22 protein-coding genes are annotated in these 22611 nt (G+C 34.6%); 7 read left to right on the top strand and 15 right to left on the bottom strand.

The genetic code is table 11. The features are described 5' to 3' along the window. Positions 1-15: 15 nt before the first annotated feature. The 10 genes from OF897_RS06280 to OF897_RS06235 form a co-directional block, all read right to left on the bottom strand. Positions 16-825 (bottom strand): polysaccharide biosynthesis/export family protein, encoded by an 810-nt coding sequence (locus OF897_RS06280; protein ID WP_267264835.1) that lies wholly within the window; start codon positions 823-825, stop codon positions 16-18. Between the two features lie 107 nt (positions 826-932). After that, positions 933-2894, bottom strand: coding sequence for a polysaccharide biosynthesis protein (locus tag OF897_RS06275; protein ID WP_267264834.1), 1962 nt, complete (start codon positions 2892-2894; stop codon positions 933-935). A 293-nt stretch (positions 2895-3187) separates the two neighbouring features. Beyond that, the gene (locus OF897_RS06270; protein WP_267264833.1) at positions 3188-3421 is read right to left on the bottom strand and encodes a hypothetical protein; all 234 of its coding nucleotides are present in this window, start codon (positions 3419-3421) and stop codon (positions 3188-3190) included. A gap of 7 nt (positions 3422-3428) precedes the next feature. Next, positions 3429-6833, bottom strand: coding sequence for a T9SS type A sorting domain-containing protein (locus tag OF897_RS06265; RefSeq protein WP_267264832.1), 3405 nt, complete (start codon positions 6831-6833; stop codon positions 3429-3431). A gap of 64 nt (positions 6834-6897) precedes the next feature. Next, entirely contained in the window at positions 6898-7365 is a 468-nt protein-coding gene (locus tag OF897_RS06260) for a regulatory protein RecX (RefSeq protein ID WP_267264831.1), read from the bottom strand. Between the two features lie 123 nt (positions 7366-7488). After that, positions 7489-8754, bottom strand: coding sequence for a serine hydroxymethyltransferase (gene glyA / locus OF897_RS06255; RefSeq protein WP_267264830.1), 1266 nt, complete (start codon positions 8752-8754; stop codon positions 7489-7491). A 100-nt stretch (positions 8755-8854) separates the two neighbouring features. Beyond that, positions 8855-9889 carry an ACR3 family arsenite efflux transporter gene (gene arsB / locus OF897_RS06250; RefSeq protein ID WP_267264829.1) on the bottom strand — a complete coding sequence of 345 codons (1035 nt, stop codon included), beginning with the start codon at positions 9887-9889 and terminating at the stop codon, positions 8855-8857. Between the two features lie 4 nt (positions 9890-9893). Further along, the gene (locus tag OF897_RS06245; RefSeq protein ID WP_267264828.1) at positions 9894-10505 is read right to left on the bottom strand and encodes a low molecular weight phosphatase family protein; all 612 of its coding nucleotides are present in this window, start codon (positions 10503-10505) and stop codon (positions 9894-9896) included. Positions 10506-10582: 77 nt separating this feature from the next. Next, on the bottom strand, positions 10583-11101 hold the full coding sequence (locus OF897_RS06240; RefSeq protein WP_267264827.1) for a DUF6428 family protein: 519 nt from the start codon (positions 11099-11101) through the stop codon (positions 10583-10585). Between the two features lie 72 nt (positions 11102-11173). After that, a complete protein-coding gene (locus OF897_RS06235) occupies positions 11174-11503 on the bottom strand; it encodes an ArsR/SmtB family transcription factor (protein WP_267264826.1) in 330 nt (109 codons plus the stop codon). A 172-nt stretch (positions 11504-11675) separates the two neighbouring features. Between OF897_RS06235 and OF897_RS06230 the strand changes: the two genes are divergently transcribed. After that, positions 11676-11969: a hypothetical protein gene (locus OF897_RS06230; RefSeq protein WP_267264825.1), complete on the top strand. Its 294-nt coding sequence runs from the start codon at positions 11676-11678 to the stop codon at positions 11967-11969. Between the two features lie 75 nt (positions 11970-12044). On the opposite strand, the gene OF897_RS06225 is transcribed toward OF897_RS06230, so the two are convergent. From OF897_RS06225 to OF897_RS06205, 5 genes are all read right to left on the bottom strand, one after another. Then, positions 12045-13250, bottom strand: coding sequence for an efflux RND transporter periplasmic adaptor subunit (locus OF897_RS06225; RefSeq protein ID WP_267264824.1), 1206 nt, complete (start codon positions 13248-13250; stop codon positions 12045-12047). A 113-nt stretch (positions 13251-13363) separates the two neighbouring features. Beyond that, positions 13364-14632, bottom strand: a complete 1269-nt coding sequence (locus OF897_RS06220; protein WP_267264823.1) for an ABC transporter permease — start codon at positions 14630-14632, stop codon at positions 13364-13366. Between the two features lie 164 nt (positions 14633-14796). Beyond that, positions 14797-16026, bottom strand: coding sequence for an ABC transporter permease (locus tag OF897_RS06215; protein WP_267264822.1), 1230 nt, complete (start codon positions 16024-16026; stop codon positions 14797-14799). Between the two features lie 142 nt (positions 16027-16168). Next, positions 16169-16519 carry a four helix bundle protein gene (locus OF897_RS06210; protein WP_267264821.1) on the bottom strand — a complete coding sequence of 117 codons (351 nt, stop codon included), beginning with the start codon at positions 16517-16519 and terminating at the stop codon, positions 16169-16171. 101 nt (positions 16520-16620) lie between these two features. After that, the gene (locus tag OF897_RS06205) at positions 16621-17310 is read right to left on the bottom strand and encodes an ABC transporter ATP-binding protein (RefSeq protein ID WP_267264820.1); all 690 of its coding nucleotides are present in this window, start codon (positions 17308-17310) and stop codon (positions 16621-16623) included. 433 nt (positions 17311-17743) lie between these two features. On the opposite strand from OF897_RS06205, the gene OF897_RS06200 reads away from it, so the two are divergent. The 6 genes from OF897_RS06200 (at position 17744) to OF897_RS06175 (ending at position 22533) form a co-directional block, all read left to right on the top strand. Next, positions 17744-18718: a ribonucleotide-diphosphate reductase subunit beta gene (locus tag OF897_RS06200; RefSeq protein ID WP_267264819.1), complete on the top strand. Its 975-nt coding sequence runs from the start codon at positions 17744-17746 to the stop codon at positions 18716-18718. A gap of 12 nt (positions 18719-18730) precedes the next feature. Continuing rightward, on the top strand, positions 18731-18958 hold the full coding sequence (locus OF897_RS06195) for a hypothetical protein (protein WP_267264818.1): 228 nt from the start codon (positions 18731-18733) through the stop codon (positions 18956-18958). A 265-nt stretch (positions 18959-19223) separates the two neighbouring features. Then, entirely contained in the window at positions 19224-19511 is a 288-nt protein-coding gene (locus tag OF897_RS06190; RefSeq protein WP_267264817.1) for a hypothetical protein, read from the top strand. Between the two features lie 319 nt (positions 19512-19830). Next, positions 19831-21489, top strand: coding sequence for a ribonucleoside-diphosphate reductase subunit alpha (locus OF897_RS06185; protein WP_056077045.1), 1659 nt, complete (start codon positions 19831-19833; stop codon positions 21487-21489). 397 nt (positions 21490-21886) lie between these two features. Then, positions 21887-22336: a hypothetical protein gene (locus OF897_RS06180; RefSeq protein ID WP_267264816.1), complete on the top strand. Its 450-nt coding sequence runs from the start codon at positions 21887-21889 to the stop codon at positions 22334-22336. Further along, positions 22333-22533: a helix-turn-helix transcriptional regulator gene (locus OF897_RS06175; RefSeq protein ID WP_267264815.1), complete on the top strand. Its 201-nt coding sequence runs from the start codon at positions 22333-22335 to the stop codon at positions 22531-22533. Before OF897_RS06180 ends, OF897_RS06175 begins: the two co-directional genes overlap by 4 nt. Positions 22534-22611 lie beyond the last annotated feature (78 nt).

Genomic DNA, 22611 nt, shown 5'->3' with positions numbered 1-22611 from the left:
TTATTATGCTTAAAATTAATTTTTTGTAAGGGCTAAAACACCTATAACTAATGACGCTATTACAGAAGCCACCGAAATATAAAGACCTGTATTAGGGTCAACTCTAGCCGATTTTTCTCTGTTTGCATTTGGCTGCACATAGACCATGTCATTTTGTTTTAAATAATAATATGGTGAATTGATAAACTGAGCACTCGTTAAATCAACTCTTTCTTTGGTAATCTGCCCATCTATATTTCTTACAATTAATACATTGGTTCTAATCCCAAACGGCGTTAAATCTCCTGCCAAACCTAAAGCTCCTAACAAAGTAGTGCTTCCGTCCGGAATAATATATTGACCAGGTTTATTGACTTCCCCTAATACCGATACTTTAAAGTTGATTAATTTTAAATCTACTACCGGATTTTTTACATACGCAGAAATCAAATTGGTTAACTTAGTTCTGAAAGTTTCTAGATTTTCATCTTTTGCGCTTATTGTTCCTATTTGTGGAAAAGTTATGTTTGCGTCAGTGTCTACAATATAAGTAGGTCCTGATACAGGAAGCTGCTGAGGAAGATTATTCGAGCTGGGAACAGAATATTGTGTTACAGTAGCACTAGACGAATAGCTTTGGTTAAAAGGTTTTACCACATCCATATCTTTAGCAGTCACGGTAATAACCAACTGATCTCCCGGCTGTATTGTACTTCGGCTGTTTTTGATTGAATTATCGAGGGAAATATTCTCAATATCTTTCATATAATTAATTTCCTGTCGTGGTGCACAAGAAAATATCATAAAGCCTACTACGCCACTAATAAAATATTTCTTACAATTCATTTTCGATAATTTTTTCACAAAAATAGGATTATTATTTTCTAAACAAAATTTGTTTGTATTTATATTCAAGATCTACTGTTACCAATTATTAATATACTCCTGTATTATTATACTATCTCTTCCACAGAGTCGATATTTTTTTTATCTAAGGCTTCAAATTCAGAATTGTTACTAATGAATTCCGGAACGATCGCTTTTAAAAGTGTTACGACCTGTATTTTGTCTCTTTTAACAGCTGATTTAATAATCTGTTTACATAAAATTTCAATTTCACCATAGTCAATGTAAGGATCTTTGGAAATCATAATTTTCTCGTGGTGAGTAGGAATTGTAGTTGCATTATCGCTCAACAATTCTTCATATAGCTTTTCACCTGGTCTTAAACCGATAAATTTAATCTTAATATCTTCGTCCGGAGTATATCCAGACAGCTTTATCATTCTTCTTGCCAAATCTAAAATCTTTACGGGTTCACCCATATCGAATACATAGATTTCTCCACCAGCTCCCATTGTTCCAGCCTGAAGTACCAATTCACACGCCTCAGGAATTGTCATAAAATACCGGATAATATCGGGATGGGTAATTGTTACCGGACCGCCTTTCTCAATTTGTTTTCTAAAATGAGGAATTACTGAACCGTTTGAACCTAAAACGTTGCCAAAACGAGTTGTGATAAATTTTGTTGTATTCCCTTCAGAGTTCTGTAAAGACTGTACAAAAAGCTCAGCAGTTCTTTTGGAAGCCCCCATTACATTGGTCGGATTCACCGCTTTATCTGTTGAAACCATTACAAAACGGTTCACATTATATTTTTTAGAAAGTAGCGCCAGATTTTTTGTTCCTAATACATTCACAAAAATTGCTTCATGCGGATTTTCTTCAATTAACGGAACATGTTTGTAAGCCGCAGCATGATACACCATAGAAAACTGATAGGTTTCAAATACCTTTTCTAATCTATAGCTGTTAGAAATATCTGCCAAAACAAATTTAAATTTCTGTTCGGGAAATTTCTCCAATAATTCTAATTCCAGTTCATATAACGGGGATTCCGCCTGATCCAACACCACAATGACCGAAGGATTAAACTGAGCGACCTGCCTTACAATTTCACTCCCAATAGAACCTGCACCGCCCGTTACTAAAACATTTTTCTCAAAATGTCTTTTTCTAACGTCTTCATTTTCGATTTTAATGGGTCTACGGTTCAAAAGATCCTCAATCTGAAGCTGACGAATCCCGCCCACTAAGTCTGAATCGCGCATTTTACTGACAGTAGGCGCTTTTAAAACTTTAAGCCCATTATCCAGCGCACAAGTCATCCATTCTTCCAACTCCTGCTTCGTCATGATCTCTTTTATAATCAAAACAGCATCAAACCGGCTTACCAAATTTTTGTCACCAAAAAACTTATCTATATTGTAAATTTTGTGCCCTAAGAGAAGCGCTTTATGAGAATCTGATCTTTTTGTAAGAAAACCCTCCAGACGATAAGGGTAATTGGGATTATGTAAAATAGCTCTCGCTAAAGAAACAGAAGCATCGCCCACTCCGACTACCGCTATCCGCACTTTTGATGATGAGCCTTTGAAGTCGATCAAGATATTAAAAAACTGTTTGGTAAACATCCTGAAAAAAAACATGACAGAAACCGAAACAAAGAAATACAGAAATAAATTGGGATATAGAAACAATGATTTTCCCAACCCAATCTCGGTTGCGAAATTAATCCCCAGTAAAGTAATCAAAGTACTTCCGGACGATAAAATAATTTTAAAAAAATCAAAAAAAGTAGAATGTCTTATAATCCCAGCATAGGTTTTAAAGACGAACATAAACAGCACATTAACAGCAATGACCAAAATCCTCTGCTGGACCATATACTCAGGGAAATTTACTTCCACATGAAGTTTCTCAAGAAAAAAGTATGACAGAAGTATTGACAGCAGTATGATTGCGATATCTATAAGAATAACAATCCATCTGGGTAGATATCTTAGCTCTGTGAGCTTCACAATATTATCTCCGTTATAAAGGGCAGCAAAAGCATCATTTAGCTTTCTCATTCAACATTTTTGGTGTTTTAGTTTTATTTTGCAAATGTACTCATATTATTCCTATAAAAAAATTAGTAAATGGTATATTTTACATTAAGACCTTGATACATACCATCGTATTGTGTAGAAAAAACCTCTTAAATATTACTTCACTTAAATAAAAAGGTTAAAAAAATCAATTAAAATCGCCCAAACTGTTAAAAATTTAAAAAGTGATTAATGAAAATTAATATCACTGTTAAAAAAAATTCCCAAAGCATTTGCTTTGGGAATTAATACGGATATCATTAAGTTTTTATTTCTTAATTATTTTTCGCTACTTTATTTTTATTTGTATAAGCAAATGCTAAAGCAGCTGCAACCATTAATAAAACAGGAATATACTGATCTATCGGTACCGGATCTCCCGGAGCAGCAGGATTATCACCTTCGTCCATTTCCGACATTTCGGGCTCATCATACACATAAGGGTTGGTTGACTGCCCAAATGCGATGCTCGAAACAATCATTGAAAACATTATTATTATCTTTTTCATCGTCTTCTTATTTAATTATTTTTTGAGTATATTCTTTCCCTTCAGATAACGCTTTCAGAATGTACATTCCTTTAGCCTGAATTTTTACCGTTACTAATTTTGAATTTGCAGTAATTTGCTGAATCTTTCTCCCTGCAGCATCAAAAACCTCAACGCTTTGGATATTCTTATGATTTCTTACCACGAAATCTTCACCATCTCTGTACACTTCAAAAGCTCCTTTTTCAGTTTCGTTTGTAGATAAAACATTTAATTTATAAACAATTTCAAATCTGTTGGTAAAATCTCCTGCATTAGCTGAGAAGTTATATGTACCATTCTGAAGGTTTGTGTAAGTTCCTGACTGTTTGTCGTGTAAATAAATTTCTTGTCCATTTGTAAACAAACCTTCTTTATGAGATAGGGAAATTGTAAAGTTTCCTGTTTCGAAATGTTTGTTACCCAACTGTACCACATCATTTACATTGAATGGTGCTCTCCCCTGAATAACTAATTTTTCAGTTCCTGCCAAACTATAGAAAGCGTCAGAACCCATCCCCATCGCTTTTGAATCATAAACATCATAAGCATCTGAAGCCCCTTGACTGTAAGTGATTGCCTGAGTTACATTATTTCCGTAAGATGTCGTTAACTTAACCCAGAATTTACCTTCTGTATTGTTAAGATTTTTATTTAAAGTAACTGCTGTATTCGAAGCACGGATCGCATTGGTGAACGTAGCAGAGCCTGCAGAAATTGCTTTCACAATAAATCCTTGCCCAATTTTAGCAAAAGCTCCGATTCCATTAAGCGTCGCATTATTGTAACCTGTTGTGCTTGGAGCTTCCGTCCATGTTCCAGAAGGTCCATTGAATGTTGCATACCCTACATTTACAGCTGTATTGCCTGTTTGTGTCGTAACATTTCCGGTTGTATTGTCCCATAACCACATTGTTGGTGCAATTGAAGAAGTGTTTGCATTATAGAATGCTGTCAAATCGATATTAGAAGGATACGGATTTCCAATAAGATTATATCCGAAACTCGCTGTACTCAAAGCTACATTTACATTTCCGTTGTTAGGAATTTTAGCAGAACCTCCAAAAGAAACATTTGCATTCGTTGCAGGTACCTTTACTGAATATCCTTTCCCTGCATTAGCAGTAAAGTTTGCATCATCATTACTAACATTAGGATAAAGGTTTGTAGCCGTATCGTATGTCATTACATAAGTCGGAGCTGTACCTGAAGGAACGTTTGTGTACGCCTTATATAAATTCTGATCAGCCACCGGAGAAGACCAGAACACATACTTCGTTGCAGGGCTTGCGCTGTTTCTGTTTGCAACAAATGATGCTCCAGTTCCTGCCGTATAAGTTCCTCCAACCGTCTGAACAAAGTTACCACCGTCATTTACAATAATATTACCATTGTTGGTCATGTTTCCTGTCGTAAACGTTTGACCTGAATTGATTGTAAGTGTTGTACTTTGATTAACAGTCATTGATTGTGCTGTAAATCCGTTTCCTGAGTAATTACTTGATATATATGCATCAAGTGTAGAAGAAGGATTACCATTTGACCAAACTGCACCATCCCAAATTGTAGCATTAGCGCCACAAGTTGTAGTTGTAGTGTAAGTAGTTGTAACCCCACCCGTTTTCTTATACAAATCTAAAATACCATCATTGGTGTTATAATTAGCTGCATTAGGAGTACCATAAGCTCTCCAATCGCTACCACTTGTGTAAACTGCACAATATCGAGTATTATTTAGCATTGCAAAACCTGTAGAATACGTTTCAAAAGCCCAAGAATCCGCAGGAGTTGCTGTATGAACTCTTATACCCGTAGCACCAGTAGTACTTGAATTATAAAGATTATTTGCTGAATTTGCAGCAGATTTTATTGCCATAGCTGAGTTTGTACCCGCAAAATCCCACTGCATATCTCCAGCAATTACCCCTGACAATGTACTCCCTGATACCGTTACACTTTTAGATGCTAAAGTAACCTGTTGTGGAGAGCCACCCGCTCCAGTAGCTGTATTTGGTAAGAAGAAACCACCATTTACAATCACATAGGTTCCAGCCACAATATTATTAATATTTGTAACTTTTGACCATTGCACAGGGGTACCCGTTGTTTCACTATATACTGCATATAAAGTTGTATTAGCTCCTGTTGTAGTATAAGTAGCACCACCTGCGTGAGTAGGAGTAGATGTTGTAGCATTATTTGTATCCCATCCTACAAATGTAAAATTACCACAATTAGGTAAGCTTGGTAAGGCAATAGTATTTCCTTCGTAAGTTACATAAGGAAAATTTGAATTTGCATAAGCGACACCATTGTTCATCAATGATAATGTATAAGTAGGCTTTGCCTCAAAATTTATCTGTATCTGAGTTGCAGCACTTGGAGTAACTGTAAATTCATTTCCGGCCTGAGATACTGTAGCAGAACCACTAATGATTGTATAAGCCGGTGTAGCATATGTATATCCTAAAGCTGGCGTAGCAGTAATTACATTACCTGAAACAGATGTAGCTCCAAAGCTATTATTATTAGAGGTGGCAGAAATAGCATAAGTTGGCGCAGTTACTGTTAATGGGTAACTTGTACTCACAGCACAATGAGTTCCATCTGCAACTTGAGTAACAACGATATTTGTAGAACCTACACCTAGTATAGTAACCTGACCATTAGAATCAACAGTTGCTACAGCAGCATCACTACTTGACCATACTTTGGGAGAAGTATTATCACTAGTAAATGTATTTGTGAATACTCCATCAGCAGTTGTTTTATTTATACTTGCTGAAACAAAAGAAAAAGTTGGAGTGGTACAGGTTGGTACAGAACCTACCAATTTCACATCATCAATTGCAGAACTGCTATCTGCACTCCCTGTAAATTTAATTCTTAAATTTGATGTTGCGGGGATAGTCCCAGAAACAGTTCTATAATACCAACCAGTACTACCACTACCTGTTGTCAGATTAGTATATGTTAATGTTGTATAATTCGTTCCATCTGCACTTACTTCAACTTTAACAGGTTGCGTTGTAGCATTTGTCCCTTTTCTAACACCAAAAGATAATGTTAAATTAGTATAATTCTGAGTATTAATTCCTGATATTTGAATGTACTTAGAAGTTGTACTCAAAAGAACAAAATTACTACCAGACGCTCCAGCATATGCTGAAGTAGAACTTAATGTTCCTGTGGCTCTTACATCAGTATTAGGATCTCCAGTAAAAGTCAAGCTACCGTAGTTCTGAAAACCTTGATAATTATTAACAAGCGGATTAGTCGAACTTGTCCCCATACTTTCAGAGAAGATCGTTGTTTGGCCCCATCCCCAAACTGAGAAAAGAGCCATCAAAAACGCCATAGACATCTTTGACAATTTTTGTAGTTTTAAATTCATATAAATTATTTTTTTCGTCTGACAAATCTAAATAATATTAATGAATGTTAAAATTACATATATGTTAATTTTCAATTACTTGCAAAATAGTTTCGTATTCGAAGCCTCTATTTAGAAGATACTTAATAGTCTTTGATTTTTTTTGATAATTCTGCAAACCTTTCAATTTACCCTCGTAATTTTCGTACGTCTTCGTGATGATTTTTAAATAATCGTTTTCATCAATTTCGTCAAAACAGCTAGAGATTAGTTTTTCTGTAATACCTTTTTGTTTTAAATGAATTTTTATCTTCGTCTTACCCCAGCTTTTTATATAAAATTTCCCTCGAATATAGCTTCTTGTAAAGCGTTCTTCATTCAGATAATTTTCTTTCATTAAATACAAAAGAATTTCTTCTTTCGCTTCGGGGATCAAAACAAATTCTCGCATTTTCTGTTCCACTTCGGCATGACAACGATCTTGGTAAACACAATAGTTGACCAATTTCTGTTTTGTTTCTTCAAAAGTGAACAATTTTTTCTCGGAATTCATTTTTTTAGTTGATAGTTGATAGTTGATAGTTGATAGTTGATAGTTGATAGTTCAAAATTACAATTTACAAAAAAGAGGCGCAAAATATTTGCACCTCTTTCTGTTTTATTTATTAAAAGCTGATTAGTAATTGAATAGAGCTTTACCCTCCATCAATCCGTTTACTTTTTTTCTAACTTCAGAAATTAATTCTTCGTTTTTGATATTGTCCACCACTTCAGAAATCAATCCTGCGATTGTTTCCATATCATTTTCTTTAAGACCTCTTGTAGTAATTGCAGCAGTTCCGAATCTGATACCAGAAGTTGTAAATGGAGATTTATCATCAAACGGAACCATGTTTTTATTACAAGTAATATCTGCTTTTACCAAAGCTTTTTCAGTTTCTTTTCCGTTTACTCCTTTGTTTCTAAGATCTACCAACATCAAGTGGTTATCTGTTCCGCCGCTTACAATATCAAATCCGTTGCTGATCATTGCTTTTGATAAAGCTTGAGCATTAGATTTAACCTGTTTTGCATAAGTCAAGAATTGATCATCAATTGCCTCTGCAAATGCAACAGCTTTACCTGCAATTACGTGCTCTAAAGGACCTCCCTGAATTCCTGGAAAAACAGCTCCGTCAAGAACCTGGCTCATCTGCTTGATTTCTCCTTTCGGCGTTTTGTGACCGTATGTATTTTCAAAATCTTTTCCCATCATGATCATTCCTCCTCTTGGACCTCTTAAAGTCTTGTGAGTCGTTGTTGTTACAACATGACAGTGCTCGAATGGAGAATTTAATAATCCTTTTGCTACCAAACCTGCAGGATGTGCAATATCTGCCCAAAGTGTCGCTCCGATTTCGTCTGCAACTTCTCTAAATTTAGCGTAATCTAAATCTCTTGAATACGCCGAGAAACCTGCGATTAACATTTTCGGTTTTTCTCTCAAAGCCACTTCTCTCATTTGGTCGTAATCAATCAAACCGGTTTCCTGCTGAACGCCGTAAGAAACTACATCGTACTGAATTCCTGAGAAATTCACTGCAGAACCATGAGTAAGATGTCCTCCCATTGAAAGATCCATCCCCATGATTTTATCTCCAGGTTTTAAAACTGCCAAATAAATCGCAGCATTCGCCTGAGAACCAGAATGTGGCTGAACATTTACATACTCTACTCCGAAAAGTTCTTTAGCTCTGTTGATTGCCAAAGTCTCAACCTCATCTACTACTTCACAACCTCCGTAATATCTTTTTCCGGGATATCCTTCTGCATATTTGTTTGTAAGTACACTTCCCATTGCTTTCATTACATTTTCAGAAACAAAGTTTTCTGAAGCAATAAGTTCTAATCCGTGGGATTGTCTTTCTCTTTCTTTTTCGATAAGGTCAAAAATAATGTCCATTTACTTTTAGATTTTAGATTTTGAATGCCAAAAATACGGAATTTCATACAGATTTACGTATTCATTTTAAGGATTTTTGGAATTTGAAGTTCAGTTTTATTTAACTTGAATAGAATTTTTTCTTCAACCACAAACTTGCCCTTACCAGCAATATCAACACAGGAACTTCCACCAAAGGACCAATTACACCTACAAACGCCTGTGCAGAATGAATTCCGAAGACAGAAATGGCAACCGCAATCGCCAATTCAAAATTATTTCCGGTTGCGGTAAATGAGATAGAAGCGTTTTTATCGTAAGGAACGTTCATCGATTTATTAATGAAAAAACTTACAAAAAACATCAGTATAAAATAAATAATCAACGGAATGGCAACTTTTACCACATCCATCGGTAATTCTAAAATTTTGTCACCTTTCAAACTGAACATCAAAACAATCGTAAATAATAAAGCATACAAAGTAATTGGCGAAATTTTGGGTACAAATTTTCGTTTGTACCATTCGATTCCTTTTGTTTTCACAAAAAAATATCGGCTTAGAAATCCTGCTAAAAACGGAATTCCGAGATAAATTAAAACACTTTCAGTCACATCTCGCATTGGTACAGAAACATTGAAATTTCCAAGACCTAATTTTTGCGGCAGAACATTAATGAACAACCACACGAAAAAGCTGTAAGAAAAAATCTGGAAAATACTGTTCAAAGCAACCAAAAGCGCAGCATATTCACGATTTCCTTTAGCTAAATCATTCCAGACAATGACCATTGCGATGCATCTTGCCAAACCAATAAGAATTAAACCTATCATATAATCAGGCTCATTTTTGAGGAAAATTATGGCGAGAATAAACATTAAAACCGGACCGATAATCCAGTTGAGCAGAAGAGATAGTGACAGTACTTTTTTATCTTTAAAAGCCATTGGTAAAAGCGAATAATTCACTTTTGCAAGCGGCGGATACATCATTAAAATTAAACCAATCGCTAACGGAATATTGGTATTTCCAACAGAAAGTGACTTGGTAATTTCGGAAATATTCGGAAATACATAACCTAATCCCACTCCAATTCCCATAGCAAGGAAGATCCATAAGGTTAAATATCTATCGAGGAATTTGAGTTTGGGTTGCATTATTTTATCTTTTAATTAAAGAAAAAACGTAAAGACACTCCATCGCAATCTGGTTGCTTCTTTCGGTGTATTTTTCGTCCTGAAGAATTGAATTATCAAAAGATTTGGGATCGAAATAAGTCGTTCCAATTCGCAAATCACAACCCGGAATAAACGGACAGTTTTCGTCTGCATCACCACAAGTCATTACTGCAACGAAGTTCTCTTTCGGCAAGCTTTCATCATCAATAGTTTTAGAAAAACAGAGATTAGATTTTCCTTTGCCAAAAATCACTTCATATTTTGAATTTTCGTTTTCGTCCAGCTTTTTCACTTCAAAACCTGCAGAAATTAAAGCATTGATTGCATTTTGATTAAAAGCCGTTGCTTCTGTTCCGGCAGAAAAAGTATTGATTTTAAAACCGTAAAAATCAGCGGCAACTTTTGACCAAACTTGTCCTAAATGACTTCTGCGTGAATTGTGAGTACACACATAAATCAGATTTATTTCTTTGTTGTGATCCTTTTTTTCTTGAATATGGTTGGCTAATTTTTCTAGTAAAGTTTTTCTATCAGAACTGATTTCTTTAAAATTTTTGCTGATAATGTCGCAGCGTTCTTTGATCTTTTGGTTCATTTTGAGTAATTTGATTGTTTTAATACCATGAATTCACAAATACATCAGAATGATTCGTCTATTCGTGGTCGAAAAAATTAGCAACATCCGCTTCCGGGTTTGCAAGAATTTCCTGTATTAGATATTAATTCTGATAAATTTTTCTTTTGTTTTTCAGATGGAATTCCGCAAGCATCCTGAGCCAAACAAGCTGTTGTTTTATTTTTTAAAACGAAATGCTTTCCGTTAAAATCCAGGTCATATTTTCCAATCGTTTGCAAACCATTTTTTATTTGATTGAGTGTTTGCGAATCTGTGATTTCAGATTGATATTCCACTTCGATTTCTGAATCTTCTATCCCTAATTTTTCTTCCGAAAGCTGAATGATATGAAGAAGTTTTCCTGGTTTCAGGCGATGTTCAAAATCATCGGCATTCCATAGCTGGAAATTGACCACTTTTTCTGAGCGAACCACACCTCCACAATCAATGAAGGTTTTACTAATCTGTCCCACTTCTGTTACGTGAAAATGTTCAGGAACAAACTTTCCGTTTTCTAATTGAAATTCTACATTTTCTAATGACTGTAAAATCTCTTTAATCTTTGAAAGTTTCATATGATTTAATATTTAATTAATTTTAAATTGTAATATTGCTATATAACGATATTAATGAATAAAAAAATGCCTTTAACAGCATGATTCTGACTGAATATCCTGAGTAAAAAACATTCCCAATTCAGCTTGCAATGTCTTCCAGACTTTCTCATCAATACAGTAACAAACTGATTTCCCTTCAATAGAGCCTTTAATGATGCCGATATTCTTCAGTTCTTTTAAATGTTGTGAAATTGTTGCCTGAGCCAGACCCAATTCTTCAACCAAATCATTACAAATACAGGCTTTTTGATTGATGATATGCTGTAAAATAGCAATTCTGGCAGGATGTCCCAAAACTTTGAAAAGAGTTGCCAATCTATTTTGCTTTTCGGTAAAAATTTCGGTTTTCGTAAGTCCCATACATCAATTTTAACATTGCAATATTACGATAATAAAATATGATGGAGAACTTAATTTTCAAATTATCTTTCAAAATCATAAATTTTAGTAAAAGTTGGGTTTAAGCAATGATAGTTTTACCGAAAAAGATATATTTGTATAAATCTTAAAAAAGAAAAAAATAGTCTGAATTATGGGAAAGAAGAAATATAAAAAGCAACTGATCAACTCTTTGAAATCTTTAGGTCAATCTGAGCACTATATCCTTGAAAGCATGACTAATCTTATGCTTTTAGGAGAACTAAAAAAGAGCAAAATCGAGTTTAAAGATGGTGACACATTCAGTTTTAAGGATAATATTTTTGATTACAGCGAAGATAAAAACATCAGAAAATTAGCTAAGCTCCGTAGAAAAATGATGACCACGATGAATAAAATTGTGGAGAAAAACGATTTTAAAGATAAAGAAATCAAATTTTTGAGTTAGTCTTCATTTAAAAATACGCAAACAAAAAAGTCCCAAATATTTTGGGACTTTTTTATTGGTTTTAAAAAGAAACTATTATTTCTTTTTAGCCTTCTCTTTTAATTCTTCTTTGTCTTTATCAGAAGGGTTCCAAACTTTTACCTCCGAATTTTTATCAATTCCAGATCCTGGTAAAAGTTGTACATTAATTCCGTCGCTTGCACCCAATTTTACATATACTTTCTTGAACTTTCCGTCTTGCTGTTTTACCTCAACAAAAGGAACGTCTTTTCCGTTTTTCTTTTCATACTGAACTAAAGATTCATCCAAAAGCAAAGCATTTTTCTGTGAGCTCATCACAATTTCTCCGTTTGCTGAAAATCCGGCTCTGATGTATTCGTTATTTGGATTTTTCACATCGCCTTCAACCGGGAATTTTATTGTTCCGTTGGTATCTTTTCCTTTTGGAGCAATCATTGTCAATGTTCCGGGAAAAGATTTATTCTGTAAAGCTCCGATAACGATTTTCATATCCATTCCCTGCTTCAGTTTTCCGGCTTGAGCTTCATCAATTTCACCTTGGAAAATCAATGAATTCAAATCTGCAATAGAACAAATCGTTGTCCCTGCGTTGAATGAATTCGCTTCAATTACCTGACTTCCCACTTTTACAGGAACTTCAAGAACCGTTCCTGCAGCTTTTGAACGAATTTGTGTTGTTGCCAAGCCCTGCAATTCAGGAATAGCACCGGTTTTCACAATCTGCAAAGATTTTTGAGCCGTTACCAATTGCTGATTAGCGTTTTTCAATGCTTGTTGCTGCGTGTATAATTGCTGTTGAGCCGTCAAATATTCCTGCTTAGAAATTACACCTTGTTTGTACAGTTTTTCTGACATTGCAAATTGAGTCTGCATATTAGAAACATTCATTTTTGCATTGTTGATTTGCAGTTGTGAATTCTGAACATTTTGTGTTGCATTATTTACTTCTGCAATGTTTGGAATAATTTTCACCGTTGCAATCAATTGTCCTACTTCTACTCTATCTCCCTCATCCACCAAAATTTTATCGATAATTCCTGCAATATTTGGCTTAATTTCAATTTCCTCTTTCGGAACAATCTTCCCTGTCGCCATAACCTTATCTTCCATATTCTGAATAGATGGTTTTCTTGTAAGGAAAGCTTCACTTTGTTTGGAATTTGATTTTACAAGATAACTTATTCCTGCAAACAAAGCCCATGCTAATAAAAGTCCCAAAAGTATATAAACAACTTTTTTCCAGGTGAACTTCTTTTTCATATGTAAATTTTTATTTTTTAATTAATTTAATTTTGAGATTTAGAAATTAAGACATTTAGAAATTATTTTTTCGATAATTTTAGATCTTAACTCATAACTCACAACTTATAACTCTATTCGCTTCTTAATGCTTCAATTGGGCGAATTTTCACGGCTCTTTGTGCCGGAATCATTCCGATAATTAAACCTAAAATCACCATTACCGTCATGGCGCTGAAAACATTTCCGTAATTGACGGTTGGATTATAAAAAGGAAACTCATCCTGATTCTGCGTTAACGCATTAAAAATCATCAAGACAAAAATACCGAAGATAAATCCGAGCAAACCCGAACTTAACGTAATCACCACACTTTCCAGCAAAATCTGATTTCTCACTTCCGATGGTTTTGCGCCTAAAGCTCTTCTGATACCAATTTCTTTGGTTCTTTCTTTTACTGTAATCAATAGAATATTTGAAATAGCAATTACTCCTGCAAGAATCGTTAACGTTCCCACGATGATGGTTAAAAGCTGCATTCCGGTTAAAAATCCTGTCAGTTTTTTAAATTCTTTTCCAAGGTTAAAACTTCCAAAAGCATTAGTGTCTTCCGGAGAAACCTTGTTTTTCTTTTTCAGTTCGGCTTTTACTTTATCTTCCACTAAATTTACATCTGCGTTAGGTTTACTTACAATCGCAAAAACATCTACATTATCACCATCATTATAAATTTTCGTAAATGTAGAAAGCGGAATAAAAACCGTTTGATCATTATCCATTCCGCCACCTCTTTTCACTCTGAAAACTCCGATAACATTAAAGAAAATACCTTTTACATTGATTGATTTCCCAATTGGATTTTCATTCTTTTTAGCATCAAAAAAGTTTTTGTAAACTTCTTCACCAATAACCGCTACACTTTTATTTCCTGAAACATCTGCATCATTCAAATACCTTCCGTAAATCAGTTTTTTCTCTGAAATTTTATTTCCAATCGGATAATCTCCATTCAAAGTATAGGTTGCGGTCTTTCCGTTTCTGGACATTTGTTCTCCTGCACTTCCAAAATTACCTCTTGAATTTTTTGGAGAGATATAATCGATTTCGTTAATTTTTCGTTGCAGCATTTCGACATCCTGAAGCTTTAAATCCATCGGTCTTCCTTTTGGAAACCCTTCGAAAGGAATGGAAGTATTCTGTGCCCAAAGAAAAATAGAATTGGTTGCAAAACCTGAAAATAATTTATCAAAACCATTTTCCATTCCTTTTGCAGACCCCAGTAAAACCACGTAAAGGAACATTCCCCAGCCCACGCCAATCATGGTAAGAAACGTACGAAGTTTATTATTCTTCAGTGAATAATAGATCTCCTGCCATGTATCTTTTTTAAATAAAATGTTCATCTTTAAAATGTCAATTTTTTACTTTGTAAAAGTGAATTTTACTTCGCAAGTCAATTATTTATAATGTGAATTTCTACAAGTCAATTGTCAATTTCTTCGAGTTAATTGTTAATTTAACTCTTCAAAAATTCACTTGCGAAGCAAAATTGACCATTCACTATTTGCTATTCTGTTCTCAATGCTTCAATCGGTTTAATTTTCGAAGCTCTGTAAGCGGGGACAAAACCTGCAATCAGTCCTGAAATTACCAAAGCAATGAATGCCGCAATAATTTCGTACCAACCCACACTTGGATTTTTAATAAAATATTCTTCTAAATTATCTCCTATTAAATGTAATGCTAAAACGCCCAAACCAACTCCTACAAATCCTGAAACCACCGTGATTACAACACTTTCCTGAACAATCAAAGCGACGATGCTTCCCGGTTTTGCGCCGATTGCTTTTCGCACTCCGATTTCTTTGGTTCTTTCTTTAACGATGTAAACCATGATGTTGCTGATTCCGATAATTCCTGCCAATAAAGTTCCTAATCCAATAAACGTTACGATTCCTGTAAGAACTGCCATAAACATGAAAGTTTCATTCATATTTTTAGCGTTGTTCCAAACACGAATTCCATTTTCATCGTCGGGAGAAACATTTTTTCGGGCTTTAAGACCGTCTTTCAGTTTATCACCATATTTTATGGCCTGTTCCGGAGTCAGATTTTCATTATAAGCAATGTATGCTGTAGTGATCGTATCCGAACCTTTTTTCATCTGCTGTAAAGTGGTAATAGGAATTGTAATATGTCGTTCATCATTATCTCCTCCATCATCAGAAAACACTCCAATAACTTTGAACATCGTCCCATTAATATCCAAATCTTTACCTACCGGACTTCCGTTTTTTATTAAATCCCGTTGTACCATTCTACCGACAACCGCAACATTTTGTTTGCGTACCAAATCCATTGACGAAAGGTAGCGGCCTTCCAACATTTTTCTGTTTTCGATGTATTTTTCTTCAGGATCGGCTCCGTTGATTTGATAAGAGCCACTTTCTTTACCATACTTCACCATCAAGTTGGCGGTATATCTCGGCGTAGAATATCCTACTTTTTCTTTATCATTATTCACTAAGAAATCATAATCTTCATTATTCATCGTCACGTTACGGTCAGATTGCAAACCATTATAAGCAATCGTTGTTTTCCCTGAATAAATGGTAATTAAATTTTGAGCATCTCGTGCAAAACCTTCTGTAAAAGCGTTTTTTAAACCACTTCCAATTCCGAAAAGAACAATGAAAATAAACAGACCCAAAGCCACGGTAAAACCCGAAAGCACCGTTCGCAATACATTACTGCGAATCGAACTGAATATTTCCTGCCAACGATCTAGGTCAAACATATTTTTTGTTTTTTTACTTTGTGAAAAGGTCAATTTGATTTGCAGTGAATTTTGCTTCGCAAGTCAATTGTCAATTTCTTAGAGTCAATTTTTAATTTTGTTAAAATTCACTTGCACAGCAAAATTTACAATTGACATTTCACTACTTTAACATTCCACTCAAAAGGATAAATGTTGTTTTTAATTTATTTCCCGCTTTTTCCAAATCAACCAAATTAAGATATTCAGATTCAATAATTATATCAAAACAAGAATCCAATTCTATTACTGAGCCTCTTGAAATTTCAAAATATCTTTTTCTTTCAATTTCAGATTTTCTAGAGCAACCTTCGGTAATATTTAAAACTACTGAAGTTGAAGCTCGCCGTATCTGATCTGTTAAATTAAATTTTTCTTCACTTGGAAGACTTTTTAATATTTTATAACATTCAAATCTTAGCTCTCTTGCTGATTTATAAACATCAAGTTTATAATGATTAAGATTTAAAAACATTTTTTATCTTTTTAAAATTCATTTGTGTTTATTTTATAAGTATAAATAATCGCATTTAAAAATTCACTTGCGAAGCAAAATTGACTATTCACAATTCACCTTCAAAGCACAATCTGCTTTATAAACTCATCGCTTTCGATAATTCCGTCACGTAAAATGACGTTTCTTTTCGTTTGTGCGGCTACGTCGTTTTCGTGGGTTACAACGATGATGGTTTTGCCTTCGTTATTAATATCTTGAAGCAATTTCATAATATCATGTGTCGTTTTTGAATCTAATGCTCCGGTTGGCTCATCTGCTAAAACCACTTTTGGATCAGTGATTAAAGCTCTTGCTATGGCAACCCTTTGTTTTTGTCCACCAGACAATTCGTTGGGTAAATGATTTGCCCATTGTGCCAATCCTACTTTTTCAAGATATTCTAAAGCCTTTTCGTTTCTTTCTTTTCTGGAAACATTTTGATAATATAAAGGAAGTGCAACATTTTCTATTGCTGTTTTATACCCAATTAAATTGAAAGACTGGAAGACGAAGCCCAAAAATTTGGAGCGATATTCTGCAGCTTTCACTTCATTTAAGTGTTCGATAGGAATTCCGTCCAACTCATAGACTCCGGAATCTTTCTCATCCAGAATTCCGATAATATTCAATAAAGTTGATTTTCCGGAGCCTGAACTTCCCATAATAGAGACAAATTCACCTTCAGAAATATTAAGGTTAATTCCTTTGAGAACGTGCAGTTTACTCTTCCCTGTATCGTATGATTTATGTAGATCCTGAATTACTAACATTAAGCTTTGGATGTTTTTATACCCTATAAGTAGCCATCACAATCGTTTTGTTACAAGATTCAGAAATTCTTTTTATTTTATACTTGTTTAATACCTTATTGATTAAAAATCAAATACTTAAAATATTCTGTTTAATTAAAATCCACGTGAGCAATTTGTTTTAGGCGGTTAAGTTCCTCTAATCCAATAGCAAAGGGAGTTTCATGTAAATGTGGAAAACTTTTAAGGTTAAAAGTCAATCAATTACTCTTTACCCCTTTCAAAATCAGTGTTCATTTTCTAACTTTGTAGGTATATTCTGAAAGAAAATAAATGAGATTTAAGATTAAAAAATTACATTATTAACTTTCAAAAAATCAAATACTTATCGATTTATCGGAAGTGTTTACAAAATTCTATTTTTTACAAAAACAAAAGACATAATATTTACAATATGGGAATTTTCGATAAAAGAGTAAGCTACAAGCCGTTTGAGTATCCTGAAGTTCTTCAGTTTACAGAAGCCATCAACAAATCTTTCTGGGTACATTCGGAAGTAGATTTTACGGCAGATGTTCAGGATTTTCAGTCGCAGCTGGAGCCGCACGAAAAAAATGCGGTAAAAAATGCACTTTTAGCGATTGCTCAAATCGAAGTTTCGGTAAAATCATTTTGGGGGAACCTTTACAATCATCTTCCAAAACCTGAATTGAATGGATTGGGATCTACGTTTGCAGAATGTGAGTTCCGTCATTCGGAGGCGTACTCTCGTTTGCTTGAGGTTTTGGGTTATAATGAAGAATTCATGCACGTTGTAGAAGTTCCTGCCTTGAAAAAGAGAATCGACTTTCTATCAAATGTTTTGAAACACGCCAATTCTGCAACGCCGAAAGAGTATGTTTCTTCTCTTTTGCTGTTTAGTATTTTGATTGAAAATGTGTCTTTATTTTCACAATTTGCGATTATTCTTTCGTTTACAAGATTTAAAGGATACATGAAAAATGTTTCCAATATTATTGCATGGACGTCTATTGATGAGCAGATTCATGCCAACGGTGGAATTTATCTGATCAATAAAATCCGTGAAGAACAGCCGGATCTTTTGACTGATTCTGATATTGAAGATATTTATACTTTGGTAGACCAATCTATCGAGCTTGAAGGAGAAATTTTGGATTGGATTTTCGAAATGGGCGAACTCGACAAATTCTCAAAACAGGATTTAATCAACTTTATGAAATACCGTGTTGACGAAAGTTTAACCAAAATCAACATGGAAAAACGTTACAATACCACTGCAGAACAGTACAGCCCAATGAAATGGTTTGAAGAAGAAGTTTTCGCCAATTCTATGGATGATTTCTTCGCAAAAAGACCAGTGGATTACACAAAGCATGATAAGAGTATTACGGCGAATGATCTTTTTTAAAAAGAAATTAAGATGAAAGAAATTAATTTTGGAAAAGTTTCAGTAATATACCCCGAAGAACAAAATGGTGTGGATAGAGATCTAATATTAAGAGTTGATCCAGATGAAACTTGTTTACATTTTGACTTTATCGATAAAATCAAACCTATTGGAGGAATGTCACTTTCACAAAATGAAATTAAAATTTTAAGAGATTACTTGACCGTAATCATTAATAATAAAATCATTAAGGAAGAGTAATTTATTTAACTATTCTGATGACTTCTTTTCTCGCAATGACAAAAAAGCCTAACAGGTTTTGAAAACCTGTTAGGTTTGGTTGGAAACTTCAATAGGAACGGGCTTTACCCCGTTTGCAAAAAGAAGAAATTCATTTGGCTTTAGCCAAAACTTATAAAGCGAGCGTCGAAACGGTTAGTATTAGAGATGTCATGCTGAGCTTGTCGAAGCATCTGTACAAAAGATAAGATTGCTTCGTTCCTCGCAATGACAATAAATAGAAAATATGAATAATGTAATCGTAACTTATATTGTAAAACCTGAATTTGTTTCTGAAAACAAAAGCAACATTCAAAAATTTTTGAATGATTTTAAAACTTTGGATCAGACAAAATTTGAGTATAAAGTTTTTGTAAAAGAAGATGGTGTTACGTTTGTTCATTTTTCAAATTATGAAAACAAAGAAGTACAGAATGAAGTTTTAAACATTCCGTCTTTCAAAGAATTTCAGAGATTAAGAGACGAAAGCCGACTTAATGATTCTCATAAAGTAGAGTTTTTACAGCCTGTCTGAAATAAAGTAAAAGGCGCGAGAGAAGCGAGCGCCGAAACAGATAGTATTAGAGATGTCATGCTGAGCTTGTCGAAGCATCTCAACAAAAGTAGAGATTCCTCGTTCCTCGGAATGACAAAGTGGTCGCAATGACGTGATTCAGAAGTAAAGAAAACAAACCGTCGTTTTAGCCCTGATTGAGCGGCATGTTTGAGCTCTTTTTCTTTGCAAAAGAAAAAAGCGAGTAGCGAAAGCAGGTACACAAGTGAGAAGAAAGAAACATTTTCTGCTCCTAAAAAATAACAAAACAATGCACAAGTTGCATTTTACAATATAAAAAATGGAAGAACAAAACAACAATATCTGGTGGCTCAACGAAGAATCTGAGCAAATGCTGAACAGAGGTTACCTTCTGAAAGGCGAAACTGTAGACGGTGCAATCGATAGAATCACCACTGCAGCAGCAAAAAAACTATACAAACCTGAACTACAGCCGGCTTTCAAGGAGATGATCATGAAAGGATGGATCAGTTTTTCTTCTCCGGTGTGGGCGAATATGGGAACTCAGAGAGGTCTTCCAATCTCTTGTTTCAACGTGCATATTCCGGACAGCATTGAAGGAATTACCCACAAAATGGGTGAAGTGATTATGCAGACGAAAATCGGGGGCGGAACTTCGGGATATTTCGGGGAACTTCGTAACAGAGGAACTGCGGTGACTGATAATGGAAAATCTTCGGGTGCGGTTTCGTTTATGAAGTTGTTTGACACTTCGATGGATGTCGTTTCACAAGGCGGTGTAAGAAGAGGTGCTTTTGCTGCCTATCTTGATGTTGACCACGGCGATATTGAAGAATTTTTATCAATTAAAGACATCGGAAGTCCGATTCAGAACCTTTTTACAGGAATTTGTGTTCCTGATTACTGGATGCAGGATATGATCGACGGCGATGCCGACAAACGTAAAATCTGGGCAAGAGTATTGGAAAGCCGTCAGCAAAAAGGTCTTCCTTACATTTTCTTCACCGATAACGTTAACAGAAACAAGCCACAAGTTTATAAAGACTTAGGATTAACCGTCAATGCGAGTAATCTTTGTTCGGAAATTATGCTTCCGTCTACCCGAGAGGAATCTTTTATCTGCTGTCTTTCTTCTATGAACTTAGAATTGTACGACGAGTGGAAAGATACGAACGCTGTACAGCTGGCAATCTATTTCCTTGATGCTGTTTTGTCTGAATTTATCGAAAAAACGGAAGGAAATTATTACCTAAAGGGAGCAAGAGACTTCGCAATGCGTCACAGAGCGCTTGGTTTGGGAGTTTTGGGTTACCATTCTTATCTTCAGAAAAACATGATTCCTTTTGAGAGTTTTGAGGCGACACAGTTTAATGCAAGAGCTTTCAAACACATCAGAGCTCAGGCGGATATTGCTTCTAAAGAACTGGCAAATATCTACGGCGAGCCTGAATTACTGAAAGGTTACGGAATGAGAAATACAACGGTAATGGCGATTGCTCCTACCACTTCAAGTTCGGCAATTTTGGGACAGACTTCTCCTGGAATTGAGCCTTTTGCTTCAAACTACTACAAAGCTGGTCTAGCGAAAGGAAACTTCATGCGTAAGAATAAATATCTTGCTAAATTGTTAGAAGACAAAGGTCTTGATAATGAAGAAACATGGAGAACAATTATGTTGAATCATGGTTCTGTACAGCATCTGACTGAACTGACTGACGAAGAAAAAGCAGTATTCAAAACCTTCAAAGAAATTTCTCCGATGGAGATTATTTCTCAGGCTGCACAAAGACAGCAGTATATCGATCAGGCGCAGTCTCTGAATTTACAGATTCCGTCTACGATGCCTGTTAAGGATGTAAACTATCTTTATATTGAGGCTTGGAAGAAAGGTGTGAAAACTTTGTATTACCAAAGAAGTTCGTCTGTTTCTAAGGAAATGATGGTGAATTTTGTGAGCTGTTCGGCTTGTGAAGCTTAAAGAAAGAGCCAAGTTTTGGCTGTGATTATAGACCGTGGAAATTTTTTCTGCGGTTTTTTGTTTTAAGCGCGAAGGATGTAAAGGTTTTTTGAAATGTTTGAGAATATTTTTCGTTTGCTAAGGCGGAAATTCAGCGGAGATAGGAGATTTTAAAATTATACATTTTAATGATTTTTTTGGATTGAATATTCACACATTTTGTCATTCTGAAAGAATCTAAATGACTTAATTTTCAATACGTTGAGATTCCTACGGAATGACAAATATGGCGTTAACTTGATGTGTTCCTAGTATAAAATAAAAGCGGCTTTCTAAAAATTAACATTAAAAAAAATGTAAAATAAACTTTACATATTGTAAAATATTCTTTACATTTGTTTCAATAAAATTTTACAACATGACTACATTACAACTTTTACCAAACCGTTTTAAAATGATTGGTTGGTTTATTTTTATTCCGTCGCTTATTTTGGGATTGATTTCTCTTTCGGGAATAATGAATTTCGAAATATCGTTGCCCGTGATTTACAATTCGGGATTTTTTGACAACGGAGAACAAGGTTTTCTAAGATCAGCAGAAATCGATTTATTTCCGAATCTCTTTGGGATTTTAATTATCATCGGAGGAATATTGGTGGGATTTTCGAAAGAGAAAATTGAAGACGAGTATATTTCAAGCTTAAGATTAAAATCGGTTTTTTGGAGCTTGATTGTATCCTACTCTATCGTTTTTATTTTATTCGTTACCGTTTTTGGTAGCTTATTTTTAACTGTGATGATTCTGATTATGTTTCTACCTTTGGTTTTATATGTTTTCAGATTTAATTATTTACTGCTAAAAAAATGAAAAATACCATTAAAATAGAGAGAGCTCTAAAAAGCATCACGCAGGAAGATTTAGCAAAAGTAATTGGAGTTTCCCGGCAAACAATTAACGCCATGGAAGCAGGAAAATATGTTCCGTCGACGGTCTTAGCTTTGAAAATTGCAAAGTATTTTGGCAAGAAAGTGGAGGATGTTTTTGAGTTGGATGAGAATGACTAACGAATAAAATCACAATAAAAGCAGTAAGTAATTTTACTGCTTTTATTGTATATCAAATTATCATAAAAGAATATAATT

The sequence above is a fragment of the Chryseobacterium formosum genome (genome assembly GCF_026460885.1).
In the GTDB taxonomy this organism is placed as follows: Bacteria; Bacteroidota; Bacteroidia; order Flavobacteriales; family Weeksellaceae; genus Chryseobacterium; species Chryseobacterium formosus.
Note: the sequence above shows the minus strand (reverse complement) of the source record. Positions and strands in the feature narration are given on the sequence as shown.